At 71.2% G+C, this 15,405-nt stretch carries 13 protein-coding genes and 2 rRNA genes (1 of these 15 only partly in view); 11 read left to right on the forward strand and 4 right to left on the reverse strand.

Annotation, left to right across the window (positions count from 1 at the left end):
• From ACIPSC_RS05715 to ACIPSC_RS05740, 6 genes are all read left to right on the forward strand, one after another.
• Window positions 1-1,395 (forward strand): 23S ribosomal RNA (locus tag ACIPSC_RS05715) (it extends 1,686 nt beyond the left edge of the window).
• Window positions 1,396-1,474: 79 nt separating this feature from the next.
• Window positions 1,475-1,591, forward strand: a 5S ribosomal RNA gene (gene rrf / locus ACIPSC_RS05720).
• Between the two features lie 263 nt (window positions 1,592-1,854).
• Window positions 1,855-4,467: an ATP-binding protein gene (locus ACIPSC_RS05725; protein ID WP_400823371.1), complete on the forward strand. Its 2,613-nt coding sequence runs from the start codon at window positions 1,855-1,857 to the stop codon at window positions 4,465-4,467.
• A gap of 38 nt (window positions 4,468-4,505) precedes the next feature.
• Window positions 4,506-5,186, forward strand: a complete 681-nt coding sequence (locus ACIPSC_RS05730; protein WP_387892709.1) for a response regulator — start codon at window positions 4,506-4,508, stop codon at window positions 5,184-5,186.
• 107 nt (window positions 5,187-5,293) lie between these two features.
• The gene (locus ACIPSC_RS05735) at window positions 5,294-5,701 is read left to right on the forward strand and encodes an OB-fold nucleic acid binding domain-containing protein (RefSeq protein ID WP_400823374.1); all 408 of its coding nucleotides are present in this window, start codon (window positions 5,294-5,296) and stop codon (window positions 5,699-5,701) included.
• Window positions 5,698-6,462: a DUF3159 domain-containing protein gene (locus tag ACIPSC_RS05740; RefSeq protein WP_400823376.1), complete on the forward strand. Its 765-nt coding sequence runs from the start codon at window positions 5,698-5,700 to the stop codon at window positions 6,460-6,462. Before ACIPSC_RS05735 ends, ACIPSC_RS05740 begins: the two co-directional genes overlap by 4 nt.
• 113 nt (window positions 6,463-6,575) lie before the next feature.
• Here ACIPSC_RS05740 and ACIPSC_RS05745 read toward each other — a convergent pair whose 3' ends face one another.
• On the reverse strand, window positions 6,576-7,247 hold the full coding sequence (locus ACIPSC_RS05745) for a potassium channel family protein (protein WP_400823378.1): 672 nt from the start codon (window positions 7,245-7,247) through the stop codon (window positions 6,576-6,578).
• Window positions 7,247-7,915 carry a potassium channel family protein gene (locus tag ACIPSC_RS05750; protein WP_400823380.1) on the reverse strand — a complete coding sequence of 223 codons (669 nt, stop codon included), beginning with the start codon at window positions 7,913-7,915 and terminating at the stop codon, window positions 7,247-7,249. The genes ACIPSC_RS05745 and ACIPSC_RS05750 overlap by 1 nt, the downstream gene beginning before the upstream one ends.
• A gap of 235 nt (window positions 7,916-8,150) precedes the next feature.
• Here ACIPSC_RS05750 and ACIPSC_RS05755 point away from each other — a divergent pair, with 235 nt between their 5' ends.
• The 3 genes from ACIPSC_RS05755 (at window position 8,151) to rfbB (ending at window position 13,148) form a co-directional block, all read left to right on the forward strand.
• Window positions 8,151-10,214, forward strand: a complete 2,064-nt coding sequence (locus ACIPSC_RS05755; protein WP_400823382.1) for an APC family permease — start codon at window positions 8,151-8,153, stop codon at window positions 10,212-10,214.
• 452 nt (window positions 10,215-10,666) lie between these two features.
• Window positions 10,667-11,959: a class I SAM-dependent RNA methyltransferase gene (locus ACIPSC_RS05760; RefSeq protein WP_400824089.1), complete on the forward strand. Its 1,293-nt coding sequence runs from the start codon at window positions 10,667-10,669 to the stop codon at window positions 11,957-11,959.
• A gap of 202 nt (window positions 11,960-12,161) precedes the next feature.
• Window positions 12,162-13,148, forward strand: coding sequence for a dTDP-glucose 4,6-dehydratase (rfbB, locus tag ACIPSC_RS05765; protein WP_400823384.1), 987 nt, complete (start codon window positions 12,162-12,164; stop codon window positions 13,146-13,148).
• A gap of 104 nt (window positions 13,149-13,252) precedes the next feature.
• On the opposite strand, the gene ACIPSC_RS05770 is transcribed toward rfbB, so the two are convergent.
• Window positions 13,253-13,450 carry a hypothetical protein gene (locus ACIPSC_RS05770; RefSeq protein WP_313763791.1) on the reverse strand — a complete coding sequence of 66 codons (198 nt, stop codon included), beginning with the start codon at window positions 13,448-13,450 and terminating at the stop codon, window positions 13,253-13,255.
• A gap of 172 nt (window positions 13,451-13,622) precedes the next feature.
• Here ACIPSC_RS05770 and ACIPSC_RS05775 point away from each other — a divergent pair, with 172 nt between their 5' ends.
• The gene (locus ACIPSC_RS05775; protein ID WP_400823387.1) at window positions 13,623-13,865 is read left to right on the forward strand and encodes a toxin-antitoxin system HicB family antitoxin; all 243 of its coding nucleotides are present in this window, start codon (window positions 13,623-13,625) and stop codon (window positions 13,863-13,865) included.
• The gene (locus ACIPSC_RS05780) at window positions 13,862-14,284 is read left to right on the forward strand and encodes a fic family toxin-antitoxin system, toxin component (protein ID WP_400823389.1); all 423 of its coding nucleotides are present in this window, start codon (window positions 13,862-13,864) and stop codon (window positions 14,282-14,284) included. Before ACIPSC_RS05775 ends, ACIPSC_RS05780 begins: the two co-directional genes overlap by 4 nt.
• An 83-nt stretch (window positions 14,285-14,367) precedes the next feature.
• Here ACIPSC_RS05780 and ACIPSC_RS05785 read toward each other — a convergent pair whose 3' ends face one another.
• Window positions 14,368-15,306, reverse strand: coding sequence for a GNAT family N-acetyltransferase (locus tag ACIPSC_RS05785; RefSeq protein WP_400823391.1), 939 nt, complete (start codon window positions 15,304-15,306; stop codon window positions 14,368-14,370).
• Window positions 15,307-15,405: the final 99 nt, after the last annotated feature.

Genomic DNA, 15,405 nt, shown 5'->3' on the forward strand with positions numbered 1-15,405 from the left:
AGTCTGAGACCTGATGCCGAGCCGATTGTGGTGAAGTGGATGATCCTATGCTGTCGAGAAAAGCCTCTAGCGAGTTTCATGGCGGCCCGTACCCCAAACCGACTCAGGTGGTCAGGTAGAGAATACCGAGGCGTTCGGGTGAACTATGGTTAAGGAACTCGGCAAAATGCCCCCGTAACTTCGGGAGAAGGGGGGCCATTCCTGGTGACGAGTCTTGCACTCCGAGCTGGGGGTGGCCGCAGAGACCAGCGAGAAGCGACTGTTTACTAAAAACACAGGTCCGTGCGAAGCCGTAAGGCGATGTATACGGACTGACGCCTGCCCGGTGCTGGAACGTTAAGGGGACCGGTTAGCTCCATTTCGGTGGGGCGAAGCTGAGAACTTAAGCGCCAGTAAACGGCGGTGGTAACTATAACCATCCTAAGGTAGCGAAATTCCTTGTCGGGTAAGTTCCGACCTGCACGAATGGCGTAACGACTTCTCGACTGTCTCAACCATAGGCCCGGTGAAATTGCATTACGAGTAAAGATGCTCGTTTCGCGCAGCAGGACGGAAAGACCCCGGGACCTTTACTATAGCTTGATATTGGTGTTCGGTTCGGCTTGTGTAGGATAGGTGGGAGACTTTGAAGCAGCAACGCCAGTTGTTGTGGAGTCGTCGTTGAAATACCACTCTGGTCGTGCTGGATGTCTAACCTGGGTCCGTGATCCGGATCAGGGACAGTGTCTGGTGGGTAGTTTAACTGGGGCGGTTGCCTCCTAAAGGGTAACGGAGGCGCCCAAAGGTTCCCTCAGCCTGGTTGGCAATCAGGTGTTGAGTGTAAGTGCACAAGGGAGCTTGACTGTGAGACTGACGGGTCGAGCAGGTACGAAAGTAGGGACTAGTGATCCGGCGGTGGCTTGTGGAAGCGCCGTCGCTCAACGGATAAAAGGTACCCCGGGGATAACAGGCTGATCTTCCCCAAGAGTCCATATCGACGGGATGGTTTGGCACCTCGATGTCGGCTCGTCGCATCCTGGGGCTGGAGTAGGTCCCAAGGGTTGGGCTGTTCGCCCATTAAAGCGGTACGCGAGCTGGGTTTAGAACGTCGTGAGACAGTTCGGTCCCTATCCGCTGTGCGCGTAGGAGTGTTGAGAAGGGCTGTCCCTAGTACGAGAGGACCGGGACGGACGAACCTCTGGTGTGCCAGTTGTCCTGCCAAGGGCATGGCTGGTTGGCTACGTTCGGGAGGGATAACCGCTGAAAGCATCTAAGCGGGAAGCCTGCTTCGAGATGAGCACTCCCACCTCCTTGAGAGGGTAAGGCTCCCAGTAGACGACTGGGTTGATAGGCCGGATATGGAAGCCCTGTGAGGGGTGGAGTTGACCGGTACTAATAGGCCGAGGGCTTGTCCTCAGTTGCTCGCGTCCACTGTGTTGTTCTGAAACAACGACCCCCACCGTTATCGGGTGGGCGGTGCACAGTTTCATAGTGTTTCGGTGGTCATAGCGTGAGGGAAACGCCCGGTTACATTCCGAACCCGGAAGCTAAGCCTCACAGCGCCGATGGTACTGCAGGGGGGACCCTGTGGGAGAGTAGGACGCCGCCGAACAATCATTCCGAAGAACCCCCGATCCATTCCGGATCGGGGGTTCTTTGCATTTCCCGGCACATACCCCGCCATCCCGATGGCCCGCCTCCGAGCGGCCGTTGCCCGAGGTCCCCGACAGGCCCCTCCGCCGTCAATATGGCGCTAAAACTGCCTGATCAGCGCCCGGATCGCTGGAGAATCACCCGTTACGCCGTAGTCTCCAAGGTGAGGGGAACAGGTGTCCGGGGTGGTACCCCGGACGGGTCCGATCAAGAATGGTGCTCATGGGACGCGGCAGGCTGCGGATCTACCTCGGGGCGGCTCCCGGGGTCGGCAAGACGTACGCCATGCTCGCCGAGGCCCACCGTCGGCTGCAGCGCGGCACGGACGTCGTGGTGGCATTCGTGGAGGACCACGGGCGCCGGCACACCGCGGAGCTGGTGGCGGGTCTGGAAGTCGTGCCGCGCCGCGAGCTGACGCACCGGGGCGCCGCGTTCACCGAGATGGACCTGGACGCCGTGCTGGCCCGCCGGCCGCAGGTGGCGCTGGTGGACGAGCTCGCCCACACCAACGTGCCCGGCAGCCGCAGCGCCAAGCGCTGGCAGGACGTCGAGGAGCTGCTGGCGGCCGGGATCGACGTCATCTCGACCGTGAACATCCAGCACCTGGAGTCGCTCGGTGACGTGGTCGAGGGCATCACCGGGGTCCGGCAGCGGGAGACCGTGCCGGACGAGGTGGTTCGCCGGGCCGACCAGATCGAGCTGGTCGACATGTCCCCGCAGGCGCTGCGGCGGCGGCTCGCCCACGGCAACGTGTACGCGCCGGAGAAGATCGACGCCGCCCTCGCCAACTACTTCCGCCCGGGCAACCTCACCGCGCTGCGTGAGCTGGCGCTGCTCTGGACGGCCGACCGGGTCGACGAGTACCTGCAGAAGTACCGGGCCGAGCAGGGCATCAAGGGCACCTGGCAGGCCCGGGAGCGGATCGTGGTCGGCCTGACCGGCGGGCCCGAGGGCGCGACCCTGATCCGCCGGGCGGCCCGGATCGCGGCCCGCGGCTCCGGCGGCGAGCTGCTGGCCGTCCACATCTCCCGCTCGGACGGCCTGGCCGGCTCCGGCTCGGGCTCCTCCCGGGCGCTGATCGAGCAGCGCGCCCTGGTGGAAAACCTGGGCGGCAGCTTCCACGCCGTCCTCGGCGACGACCCCGCCGCCGGGCTGCTGGACTTCGCGCGGGGCGTCAACGCCACCCAGATCGTGCTCGGGACCAGCCGCCGGCCGGCCTGGCAGTACATCTACGGCCCGGGCGTGGGCACCACGGTGACCCGTGCCTCCGGCGACATCGACGTGCACATCGTCACCCACGAGCAGGCCGCCAAGGGCCTGGGCCGGCTGCCGATCCGCCGGGTGACCGACCTCGGCCGGACGCGGACGGTGGCCGGCTGGGCGATCGGCCTCGCCGGCCCGCCGCTGCTGGCCCTGCTGCTCACGCACGTCGAGGGCCTGGGCCTGACCACCGACATGCTGCTGTTCCTGTCGCTGACGGTCTGCGCGGCGCTGGTCGGCGGGCTCTTCCCGGCGATCGCCTCCGCGCTGGTCGGCTCCTCGGCGCTGAACTACTACTTCGCACCGCCGATCCACACCTTCACCATCGACGAGCCGCAGAACATCATGGCGGTGGCGATATTCACCGCCGTCGGCATCGCGGTCGCCTCGGTGGTGGACCTGGCGGCCCGGCGCACCCACGAGGCGGCCCGCAGCCAGACCGAGGCGCAGACCCTCAGCGCGCTGGCCGGGACCGTGCTGCGCGGCGCGCAGAGCGGGGACGGGGTGCTGACCGCCCTGCTGGAGCAGGTCCGGGAGACCTTCCAGCAGGATTCCGCGGCGCTGCTGGAGCGGCCGGACCCGCTGGGCCCGTGGCAGCGGGTGGCCGCGGCCGGCCCGCACCCGCCGGTGCGGCCCGAGGCCGCCGACGTGGACGTGCCGGTCGGCGACTCCCTCGCGCTGGCGCTGCGGGGGCGGGTGCTGCCGGCCGAGGACCGTCGCCTGCTGGGCGCCTTCGCCAGCCAGGCGGCCGTCCTGCTGGAGCACCGCCGCCTGGCCGAGGAGGCCGCCGCCGCACGCCGCGCGGCCGAGGGCAACCGGATCCGCACCGCGCTGCTTGCCGCCGTCTCGCACGACCTGCGCACGCCGCTGGCCGGGATCAAGGCCTCGGTCAGCTCGCTGCGCTCGGACGACGTCGAGTGGGACGAGGCCGACGAGGCCGAGCTGCTGGCCGGGATCGAGGCCGGCGCCGACCGGCTCGACCACCTGATCAACAACCTGCTGGACATGAGCCGCCTGCAGACCGGCACCGTCACCCCGCTGATCCAGGAGACCGATCTGGACGAGGTGGTGCCGCCGGCCCTCGGCGGCGTCCCGCCGGAGGCCGTCCGCACCGACGTCCCGGAGACGCTGCCGATGGTCCGGGTCGACGCCGGGCTGCTGGAGCGCTCGCTGGCCAACCTGGTCGAGAACGCCGTCAAGTACAGCCCGCCCGGCGTGAAGGTGCTGGTCAAGGCCGATGCGCTGGCGCCGGCGGGCGGCCCAGCCCGGGTCGAGCTGCGGATCGTCGACCGGGGCCCGGGCGTGCCCGAGGAGGCCAAGGAGCGGATCTTCGCGCCGTTCCAGCGCTACGGGGACGCGCCGCGGGGCGCCGGGGTGGGGCTGGGCCTCGCCGTGGCACGCGGCTTCGTCGAGGCGATGGACGGCACCGTGAGCGCCGAGGACACCCCGGGTGGCGGCCTCACCATGGTCGTCACCCTGCCCGCCGTCGACCGCCCGCCCGAGCGGGCGGCCCGCGCCGCGCCGGGCCCGCCCGCCGAACGGGCCGAGCCGGCCGGACGGCCGTTCCCCGCATGACCACCGATCTTCCGACTGCTGTGAAAGGCGGAGCCCGCATGACCCGGGTCCTCGTCGTGGACGACGAACCGCAGATCGTCCGCGCGCTGGTGATCAACCTCAAGGCCCGCAAGTACGAGGTGGACGCGGCCCACGACGGCGCGAGCGCGCTGGAGCTGGCCGCCGCCCGCCACCCGGACGTGGTCGTCCTCGACCTCGGTCTGCCCGACATGGACGGCGTCGAGGTGATCAAGGGGCTGCGCGGCTGGACGAGGGTCCCGATCATCGTGCTCTCCGCCCGGCACGCCTCCGACGAGAAGGTGGAGGCGCTCGACGCGGGCGCCGACGACTACGTGACCAAGCCGTTCGGCATGGACGAGCTGCTCGCCCGGATGCGCGCGGCCGTGCGCCGCGCCGAGCCGGTCGCCGGGGAGGACGACTCGCTGGTCGTCACCGACAGCTTCACCGTCGACCTCGCGGCGAAGAAGGTCAACCGGGACGGCACCGACGTCCGCCTCACCCCGACCGAGTGGCACCTGCTGGAAGTGCTGGTCCGCAACGCCGGCCGGCTGGTCAGCCAGACCCAGCTGCTCCAGGAGGTCTGGGGCCCCGCCTACCGCACCGAGACCAACTACCTGCGGGTCTACCTGGCCCAACTGCGCCGCAAGCTGGAGCGCGACCCCTCGCACCCGCGCCACTTCATCACCGAACCGGGCATGGGCTACCGCTTCGAGAGCTGAGCGGGACGGCCGGGCGGGCACCCGTTCGCCGCTCCTCCGCCCCCGTCCGGCCCCCGTCCGACCTCGCGACCTGCCGTCGGGAGCCCCGAAACCGGTACCCTTCCCGCATGAGTGGTGACAACAGCAGCGGCCAGCCGCAGGGGCGTTTCCGCCGCCTGCTCAGTCGGCTGACCTCCTCCGCGGAAGAGCTGGAGGCGGAGGAACTGCGCCAGGAGAGCGCGGCGGAGACGGGCTGCACTCCGATCGCCAGCTGCGGGGACCGGCAACTGGTCACCGTCGCCGGCACCCTGCGCACCGTGACCCTCCGACCGCGGGCCGGGGTGCCCGCACTGGAGGCGGAACTCTTCGACGGCACCGAGGCGCTGGACGTGGTCTGGCTCGGCCGCCGCTCCATCGCGGGTATAGAGCCGGGCCGCCGGCTGGTCGCCAGCGGCCGGATCAGTCATGCACGCGGGCGCCGCGTGCTGTTCAACCCCCGCTACGAGCTGCGTCCGGTCGGACACGGGAGCGAATGAGCGTGAGCAATCAGCCCGGCGGCGAGCCCGCCACCCAGCTCGGCGCGGTCCGGGTCGGCCCGGAGGACGACGCCGCGGCCGAGGCGGCGCGGCAGGCGGCGGCCTCCAAGGAGGCGGCCGACACCGTGATGCAGGCCTTCGGCGGCGTCCGCGGCATGGTCGACATGACCCTGCCCGGCCTGGTCTTCATCGTGACGTACAACATCACCCACCAGGTGTCCGCGGCGGCCTGGGCGGCGCTCGGGCTGAGCGGCCTGTTCGTGGTCGCGCGCCTGGCCAAGCGGGAGACCGTCCAGCACGCCTTCAGCGGCGTCTTCGGGGTGGCCATCGGCGCCTGGATCGCGATGAAGACCGGCAAGGCGGAGGACTTCTACCTGCCCGGCCTGCTCTGGAACGTCGGCTACTGCATCGCCTTCGCCGTCTCGGCGCTGGTCCGCTGGCCGCTGATCGGGGTGATGCTCGGCCCGGTCACCGGCGAGATGTTCACCTGGCGCCGGCAGAACCCGGGCCGGCTGGCCGCCTACGTCAAGGCCACCTGGGCCTGGGTGGTGATCATGGGCATCAAGCCGGTGATCCTGTTCCCGCTGTACTTCACCCACAACGTCAACCTGCTCGGCTGGCTCAAGGTCGCGCTCGGCATCCCGCCGATGCTGCTGGCGATGTACGTCACCTGGCAGATCCTGCTGAAGGCCCCGCCGCCGATCAAGGCGCAGCTGGACGAGGAGCCCGAGGAGCAGCCCGCCGGCGCCGACCGGCCCTGAGCCATCGGCGCGGACCGATCCTGAGCCGCCGGCCAGGGCCACGGGAGCAACGGGGGAGGGCCCGCACTCGTCGAGTGCGGGCCCTCCCCCGTCGTTCCGGCGGTGCGCGGCGGCTACTGGGCGCCCTCGGAGGCGGAGAGCAGGTTCTCCAGCTCCTCCTCGCGCTCCTGCGCGGCCACGAAGAGCAGCTCGTCGCCGCCCTCCAGGGTGTCGTCCTTGCCCGGGGTGAGCACCCGGCCCTCGCGGATGATGGTCACCAGCGCGGTGTCCACCGGCCACGGCACGTCGCCGACCCGGGTGCCGACCAGCTCGGTGTCGGCTGCCAGGGTGAGCTCGACCAGGTTGGCGTTGCCCTGGCTGAAGCGCATCAGCCGGACCAGGTCGCCGACGCTGACCGCCTCCTCGACCAGGGCGGACATCAGGCGCGGGGTGGAGACGGCGACGTCCACGCCCCAGGACTCGTTGAAGAGCCACTCGTTCTTCGGGTTGTTGACCCGGGCGACCACCCGCGGCACGCCGTACTCGGTCTTGGCGAGCAGCGAGACGACCAGGTTGACCTTGTCGTCGCCGGTGGCGGCGATCACCACGTGGCAGCGCTGCAGGGCGGCCTCGTCCAGCGAGGTGATCTCGCAGGCGTCCGCCAGCAGCCACTCCGCCATGGGCACCCGCTCCACCGAGATGGAGTTCGGGTTCTTGTCTATCAGCAGGACCTCGTGGCCGTTCTCCAGCAGCTCGCCCGCGATCGAGCGGCCGACGGCACCGGCCCCGGCAATGGCGACGCGCATCAGTGGCCCTCCCTCTCCGGCGCCTGCGCGAACGCGGCCTCGACGGCCGCCAGGTCGGCGCGGCGCAGCATCACGTGGATGAGGTCGCCCTCCTGGACCACCATGGCCGGAGCGGGCAGCACGCCCTCGCCCAGCCGAGTGACGAACGACACTCGGGCGCCGGAGGCCTCCTCCAGCTCGCTCAGCCGGCGGCCGACCCAGAGCGGGTCGTAGGCGACCTCGGCGAGCTGGACGGCGCCGCTCGGGTCCTGCCAGAGCGGCTCGGCGCCGCTCGGCAGCAGCCGGCGCAGCATCTGGTCGGCCGTCCAGCGGACGGTGGCGACCGTCGGGATGCCCAGGCGCTGGTAGACCTCGGCGCGCCGCGGGTCGTAGATGCGGGCCGCGACGTTCTCCACGCCGAAGTTCTCCCGGGCGACCCGGGCCGCGATGATGTTGGAGTTGTCACCGCTGGAGACGGCCGCGAACGCGCCGGCCTCCTCGATGCCCGCCTCCTTCAGGGTGTCCTGGTCGAAACCGACACCGGTCACCCGGCGGCCGTTGAATCCGGCACCCAGCCGACGGAACGACGTCGGGTCCTGGTCGACCACTGCCACCGAGTGGCCCTGTTTCTCCAGCGCTCTCGCGAGGGCGGAGCCCACGCGGCCGCAGCCCATGATGACGATGTGCACCGGCGCTACCTCACCCGTCCCGTTGGGTTCTTGACCTGCGCAAACACCGTTCATCATCCTTTCCCGCCCCGCTGTTCGGGGCGAGCGTCCTGGAGGGGGGCCGACGCGACAACTGGAGTGTTGCCCGCCTGCTCGTATCCGACACGCTAGCCGGTCCACCGAACACAGTCGCGACGAAGGGGGGCCGCAAGTCGGACCCCGGGGCAAACAGCCCCTACGATTCCTTACCGTGCCTATGCCGACTGACCTTCCGAAACGCATCCTGATCGGGCGCGCGCTGCGCAGCGACAAGCTCGGGGAGACGCTGCTCCCCAAGCGCATCGCGCTGCCCGTCTTCGCCTCGGACGCACTCTCCTCGGTCGCGTACGCGCCCGAGGAGATCCTGCTGACCCTCTCCGTGGCGGGTGCCTCGGCGATCCACTTCTCGTGGCAGATCGGCGTCGTCGTCGCCATCGTGATGCTCGCGGTGGTGGCCTCGTACCGGCAGAACGTGCACGCGTACCCGAGCGGCGGTGGCGACTACGAGGTCGCCACCGTGAACCACGGCCCCAATTCCGGGCTGGTGGTCGCGAGCGCGCTGATGGTGGACTACATCCTCACCGTGGCGGTCTCCACCACCTCCGGCGTCGCCAACGTGGTCTCCGCGGTGCCCTCGCTGCGCGGCCACGAGCTGACCCTCTCGGTGGTCGTGGTCATCGTGCTGATGGGCATGAACCTGCGCGGCGTCCGCGAGTCCGGCAGCGCCTTCGCCGTCCCGACGTACGCCTTCATGGTCGGCGTGATCGGCATGGTCGTGTACGGCTTCGTCCGCCACTTCGGCCTCGGGCAGGACATGCCCGCCGAGAGCGCCGGCTTCCACCTGGAGGCCACCGCCGGCAACGACTCGCTGGCCGGCTTCGCGATGGTGTTCCTGCTGCTCAAGGCGTTCTCCTCGGGCTGTGCCGCACTGACCGGCGTCGAGGCGATCTCCAACGGCGTGCCCGCCTTCCGCAAGCCGAAGAGCAAGAACGCCGCCACCACGCTGCTGATGATGGCGTCGATCGCCGTGGTGATGTTCATGGGCATCATCTGGCTGGCCCGCCTCACCGGTGTGCAGATGGCCGAGGAGCCCGCCGAGCAGCTGATCGGCGCGGGCAGCGACTACCACCAGAAGACCGCGCTCGCCCAGATCAGCGAGGCCGTCTTCTCGAACTTCACGCCCGGCTTCTACTTCGTCGCCGCCGTGACCGGCCTGATCCTGGTGCTGGCCGCCAACACCGCCTTCAACGGCTTCCCGGTGCTCGGCTCGATCCTGGCGCAGGACCGCTACCTGCCGCGCCAGCTGCACACCCGCGGCGACCGGCTGGCGTTCTCCAACGGCATCATCCTGCTGGCGCTGGCCGCGATCCTGTTCATCATCGCCTTCGACGCCGACCCGACCCGGCTGATCCAGCTCTACATCGTCGGCGTCTTCGTGTCGTTCAACATGAGCCAGTCCGGCATGATCCGGCACTGGACCAGGGAGCTGCGCACCGAGACCGACCCGGCCAAGCGCCGCCACATGCAGCGCAGCCGGGCGATCAACACCTTCGGCCTGGTGATGACCATGGCCGTGCTGATCGTCGTCCTCGCCACCAAGATCAGCCACGCCTGGATCGCGATCGCGGCGATGGTCGTGCTGTTCGTGATGATGAAGGCGATCCGCCGGCACTACGACCGGGTCTCCCACGAGCTGGTCGCCGCCGAGGAGCCGGACGACGTGGTGCTGCCCACCCGGGTGCACGCCATCGTGCTGGTCTCCAAGCTGCACAAGCCGGCCCTGCGGGCCCTGGCGTACGCGAAGCTGGCCCGCGCCCACACGCTGGAGGCGGTCACCGTCAACGTGGACCCGGCGGACACCGCGGCGCTGCGCGGGGAGTGGGACGAGCGCGGCATCGAGGTGCCGCTGAAGGTCCTGGACTCGCCGTACCGCGAGATCACCGGGCCGGTCCTGGACTACGTGAAGAACCTGCGCCGCAGCAGCCCGCGCGACGTCGTCTCCGTCTACATCCCCGAGTACGTGGTCGGCCACTGGTACGAGCACCTGCTGCACAACCAGAGCGCGCTGCGGCTCAAGGGGCGCCTGCTCTTCAAGCCCGGTGTGATGGTCACCTCGGTGCCGTGGCAGCTGGAGTCCTCGGAGCGGCGCAAGCCGCAGAAGGCCTGGTCGGCGCCGGGCGCCGTCCGTCGGGGTGAGCCCGCGGCGCCGAAGGCCGTAAAGTCGAATGTCTCGACCACGCCCGGCGACTCCGCCGGCAGCAGCAAGGACTCAGCCAAGTGACCCGCAACACCCCGCCCCGCTCCCACGGCTCGTCCGGCTCGTCCGGCAAGGGTGCCCGCAAGGGCGCCGGGAAGGGCGGCGCCAAGCCGGGCCAGGTCGCCCGGCCGCGCTGGGGCAAGCCGGTGCGCCCGGCCGCGACCGACCGTGAGGGCCTGACCGCGCAGACCGCGCCGCTCGCGCCGGGGGAGCGTGCCCCGGAGCAGCAGGCCGGTGAGCGTGGCGACCGCGGCGAGCGGTCCGAGCAGGGCGGGGCGAAGGGCGGCGCCGGGAAGGCCGGTGCTGCCAAGGGCTCCGCCGGCAAGGGCGCCGCCGGCAAGGGTGGCGCCGCGAAGACCGGTGGCGCGAAGGGCGGGGACCGGCCGCGCAAGCAGACCGTCCGCCCGCCGAAGCTGCTCCGCACCGCCCGCGCGCCGCGTACCGAGGCCGCTCCCAAGGGGCCCGGCGGCGACCCGCTGGTCGGCGAGCGGTACGAGGTCGAGGTCGGCCCGGTCGCGCACGGCGGCGGGCACTGCGTGGCCCGGCACGAGGGCCGGGTGCTGTTCGTCCGGCACGCGCTGCCCGGCGAGCGCGTCGTCGCCCTGGTCACCGAGGGCACCACCAAGTCGCGCTTCCTGCGCGCCGACGCGGTGGAGATCCTGGAGCCGGCCAAGGACCGCATCACCCCGCCCTGCCCGTTCTCCGGGCCGGGCAAGTGCGGCGGCTGCGACTGGCAGCACGTCTCCCCGGGCGGGCAGCGCAAGCTCAAGGTGCAGGTGCTCACCGAGCAGCTGGCCAAGCTGGCCGGCCTCACCCCGGCCGAGGCCGGCTGGGACGGCAGCATCGAGCCGGTCGGCGGCAAGCTCCCGGCCGGGCAGGTGCCGGCCTGGCGGACCCGGGTCCAGTACGCGGTCGAGCCGGAGACCGGCAAGGTCGGCCTCCGCAAGCACCGCTCGCACGAGGTCCAGCCGATCGACCGGTGCCTGATCGCCGCCGAGGGCGTCTCCGAGCTGGGCATCGAGGCGCGCGACTGGCCGGGCGTCGTCTCGGTCGAGGTGATCGCCGCCTCCGGCTCCTCGGACCGCCAGGTGGTGCTCACCCCGGCGCCCGGCGCCCAGCTGCCGCTGGTCGAGCTGGACAAGCCGGTCTCCATCACCCGGGTCGACGACCAGGGCAACACCCACCGGGTGCACGGCCGCTCCTTCGTGCGCGAGCGCGCCGCCGGCCGGACCTGGCGGATCAGCAACGGCGGCTTCTGGCAGATCCACCCCGAGGCCCCGGACACCCTGGTCGACGCCGTCCTGGACGGTCTGGACCCGCAGTGGGGCGAGAACGCGCTCGACCTGTACTGCGGCGTCGGCCTGTTCGCCGGCGCGCTGGCCGACCGGGTCGGCGACGACGGCGCGGTGCTCGGCATCGAGTCCGCCAAGCAGGCCGTGATCGACGCCCGGCACAACCTGGCCGCGCTGGACAACGTCCGGATCGAGTGCGACCGGGTGGAGACGCTGCTGCCGCGCACCGGCATCACCGCCACCGACCTGATCGTCCTGGACCCGCCGCGCGCGGGCGCCGGGCGGGAGACCGTGGAGCACCTGGTCGGCCTCTCGGCCCGCCGGATCGCCTACGTCGCCTGCGACCCGGCCGCGCTCGCCCGGGACCTCGCGTTCTTCCGCGAGGGCGGCTACCGGCCGGTCTCGCTGCGCGCGTTCGACCTGTTCCCGATGACGCACCACTTCGAGTGCGTGGCGATCCTGGAGCCGGTGGAGTAGTCCGCGCACTGCGTACTGCGTACTGCGCACTGCGCGCCGTGTTCCGTGTTCTGCGCGGGTGCGGCGGGTGGGCGCCGGGTGCGCGCTCGGTGCATGCGTCCGAGGCCCCTTCCGGGGCGGGGAGACCCGGCCCGGGAGGGGCCTCGTTCGGCTCGGTGACCGGGGGTGGCCGAGGGGGGAGAAGGCAGGAGGAGAGACAGGCGTGAACATCCTGGTGACCGGTGCGGCCGGGTTCATCGGCTCGCATTTCGTGCGGACGCTGCTCGGCGGCGGACACCCCGGTCACGAGGACGACCGAGTGACCGTGCTGGACCGGCTGACCTACGCCGGAACGCTCAACAACCTGCCCCGGCACCACCCCCGGCTGGACTTCGTGCACGGCGACATCTGCGACACTGCCCTGCTGGAGGAGGTCTTCCCCGGCCACGACGCCGTGGTGCACTTCGCGGCCGAGTCGCACGTCGACCGCTCGGTCGCGGGCGCCGAGACCTTCGTCCGCACCAATGTGCTCGGCACCCAGGCGCTGCTGGAGGCGGCCCTGCGGCACGGCGTCGGCGTCTTCGTCCTGGTCTCCACGGACGAGGTGTACGGGTCGATCGAGCAGGGGAGCTGGACGGAGGAGGAGCCGCTGCTGCCGAACTCCCCGTACGCGGCCTCCAAGGCGTCGGCCGACCTGATCGCCCGTGCGTACGCGCGCACCCACGGGCTGGACGTGCGGATCACCCGGTGCGCCAACAACTACGGCCCGGGCCAGCACCCCGAGAAGCTGATACCGCTCTTCACGACCCGTCTGCTCGACGGGTTGCCGGTGCCGCTGTACGGCGACGGCTCCAACGTCCGCGAGTGGCTGCACGTGGACGACCACTGCCGGGCCGTCCGGATGGTGCTCGACCACGGCCGGCCCGGCGAGATCTACAACGTCGGCGGCGGCACCCACCTGACCAACCGGGAGATGACCGGCCGCCTGCTGGACCTGTGCGGGCGTGACTGGGACCTGGTGGAGCGGGTGGCGGACCGCAAGGGCCACGACCTGCGGTACGCGGTGGACGACTCGAAGATCCGCCGTGAACTGGGCTGGGCGCCGCGCCGGTCGCTGGAGGAGGGCCTGCGCGAGACGGTGGCGTGGTACGCGGCCCACCGTGACCACTGGGCGGCGGTCCGGGAGGAGCCGGCGGCGCTGCTGCGCTGAGGAGCCGGGCGGCTCGGTCGAGGGTCCGGGGGTTTCCGGGTTCCGGGTTCCCGGGCTCGGGGCTTCGGGTTCCCGGGCTTCGGGTTCCGGGGGTGCCGTGCCGTTCAGTGCAGGTTCTGCTCCTCCTCGTCCGCGCTGTGCGGCAGGGTGATGCCGTGCTGGGCGGCGAGCCTGATCAGTCCGGCGATCCGGCCCTCGTAGGCCTGGACCCCGTCGGCGTCCCCCTCGGCCCGGGCGGCCGCGAGTTCCTTCCGGGCCCGGGCGAGCTGCTCGCGCAGCTCCTGGTCGAACATGGCTGTCATGGCCGGCCTCCGCACAGGTCGGTACTGCTCCAGGGAATGCTCGGGGCAGTTCAGAGTCCCCGAAGGTGAAGAAGTCTTCAAGTCCGAATCCCCGCTGCGGCGCGGCCGGGGGAGCGAAGCGGATGTGCACGCGCCCTTGTTGTGCTAGCACTTCAGCGCTAGCGTCGAATTCATGGGTAAGAAGCAGCTGAACGTCCGGGTGGACGCCACCACCGCGGAGATGGCCCGGGAGCGGGCGGAGCAGCAGGGGATCAGCATGAACCAGTACATCGAGCGCCTGGTCCAGCAGGACATGGGCGAGGCGGGTCGGGCGTTCGTGGACGCCGCGGCGCAGTTCATGAAGGAGTACGAGACGGCCTTCCTGGCCGAGTTCGGCGAGCGGGGCGAGGCCGACCTCCAGGACGTGCGCCGTTGAACCTGGAGGTCGACCTCTCGTGGCTGCTCATGACCGCCGAGCAGTACACGCCCGGTGACCCGCAGGTCACCGACTACGGATCGCTGCTCGCGGCGGTCGCCCGCCACCAGGCGGAGATCTTCGACATCGCCGTCTATCCCGAACCGCAGGACCGCGCCGCCGCCCTGATGCACCAGCTGATCCGGGTGCCGGCCCTGGAGAAGACCAACGAGCTGTTCGCCACCGCCGTCGCGTACGCCTACCTGGTGGCCAGCGGCTGCACGGTCGCGACCACCGCCCGCGAGGTGCGCAGCCTCGCCCGCGCCATCCGCGAGGGCCGGCTCGGCGTGTCCGGCGTGGCCGAGCGGCTGGCCGTGTGGGTGGTGGACGAGGCCGAGGGGGAGGGTGTCAGCGGCGAGGACGACGAGGACTCGGACTGAGCGGCCCGCCCGCCCGGCGGCCGGAGCCGGTTCGGCGGGCGGGCCGGTCGGACCCGCCGGCCCGGGCGGACTGGCCGGACCGGTCAGGCCCCGGTCGCCGGCTCGGCCGCGGGCTCGGCGATCAGCGCCGTCGCGAACGGGTGGAAGCCCGCCCGGCGGTAGATCCGGGCGACGTCCTCGTCGGCGGCGGACAGGAACACCGTCCGTACGCCGTTGGCGCGGGCGTGGGCGACCAGGGCCGCGGTGACCGCGAGGCCCAGGCCCTGCCGGCGGGCCGTCGGCAGGGTGCCGACGCCGGCCACCTCGGTGACCGCGCCCACCGGGTTGTGCTGGCCCGCGCAGAGCGCCACGCCGTCCCGGACGGCTGCGGCGAGCACGGTCTGCCCGGCGGTGATCCGCCCGGCGATCCGCTCGACCGTGCCGTCAGCCGCCGACTTCTCGGCGGCCGCGGCGAGCTCCTCCGGCCCCGCAGTGCCCCGGGCGGTGCCCGGCTCGCCGAAGGCCAGGTGCGGGACGGTCACCGCGCTCGCCAGGTCGGGGTCGTCGGCGGCGACGATCCGGACCGCCACGCCCTCGGCCGGCGTGCCCGCACCCGGGGCGCCGGCCGGCAGCTCGGGCTCGTCGTCGGGCCCGAGCACCAGCAACGGGTGCTCGTGGACCGTCAGCCCGGCCGCCTCGACCGCCGCGCGCAGCTCGGGGTTGTGCTCGGCCACCCACTCGAAGGCTTCCGGAATGCCCAGCTCGCGCTGGCGGGCCAGCACCCGGCGGACGTCCTCGGCGGTGGCCGCCGGGCCGGTGTGGCCGAGCGCCGGCCGGGCGTAGTACGGCCAGCCCCGGCCCTCGCGGACGAACAGGCTCAGCGGGCCGAAGTCCTCGACCCGGGCCGCGGAGCGCGGAACGGCGTCGTAGTACCGCTCGATGTCGTCGAGGATGTGACGGAGGGCCGGGTCGATTCCGGGGGCGGAGGCGACGGAGCCGCCCGGGGCGACTGGATCAAGATCATTAGAGGTCACGTCGTGCATCCTGACAGGGGTGTCGCGTTCCTGCCACCTGTTTGGCCATGTCGCAGCCGTCGGCGTGGCCGTGGCCGGAGCCGCGGTCGTGGCCGTCGCAGCCGTCCT

The sequence above is a fragment of the Kitasatospora sp. NPDC090091 genome (assembly GCF_044747365.1).
Taxonomy (GTDB): Bacteria; Actinomycetota; Actinomycetes; order Streptomycetales; family Streptomycetaceae; genus Kitasatospora.

Coding starts and splice junctions, on each gene's coding strand:
- ACIPSC_RS05725 (WP_400823371.1), top strand. CDS start 1,855: ATGGGACGCGGCAGGCTGCGGATCTACCTCGGGGCGGCTCCCGGGGTC.
- ACIPSC_RS05730 (WP_387892709.1), top strand. CDS start 4,506: ATGACCCGGGTCCTCGTCGTGGACGACGAACCGCAGATCGTCCGCGCG.
- ACIPSC_RS05735 (WP_400823374.1), top strand. CDS start 5,294: ATGAGTGGTGACAACAGCAGCGGCCAGCCGCAGGGGCGTTTCCGCCGC.
- ACIPSC_RS05740 (WP_400823376.1), top strand. CDS start 5,698: ATGAGCGTGAGCAATCAGCCCGGCGGCGAGCCCGCCACCCAGCTCGGC.
- ACIPSC_RS05745 (WP_400823378.1), bottom strand. CDS start 7,247: ATGCGCGTCGCCATTGCCGGGGCCGGTGCCGTCGGCCGCTCGATCGCG.
- ACIPSC_RS05755 (WP_400823382.1), top strand. CDS start 8,151: ATGCCGACTGACCTTCCGAAACGCATCCTGATCGGGCGCGCGCTGCGC.
- ACIPSC_RS05770 (WP_313763791.1), bottom strand. CDS start 13,450: ATGACAGCCATGTTCGACCAGGAGCTGCGCGAGCAGCTCGCCCGGGCC.
- ACIPSC_RS05775 (WP_400823387.1), top strand. CDS start 13,623: ATGGGTAAGAAGCAGCTGAACGTCCGGGTGGACGCCACCACCGCGGAG.
- ACIPSC_RS05785 (WP_400823391.1), bottom strand. CDS start 15,306: ATGCACGACGTGACCTCTAATGATCTTGATCCAGTCGCCCCGGGCGGC.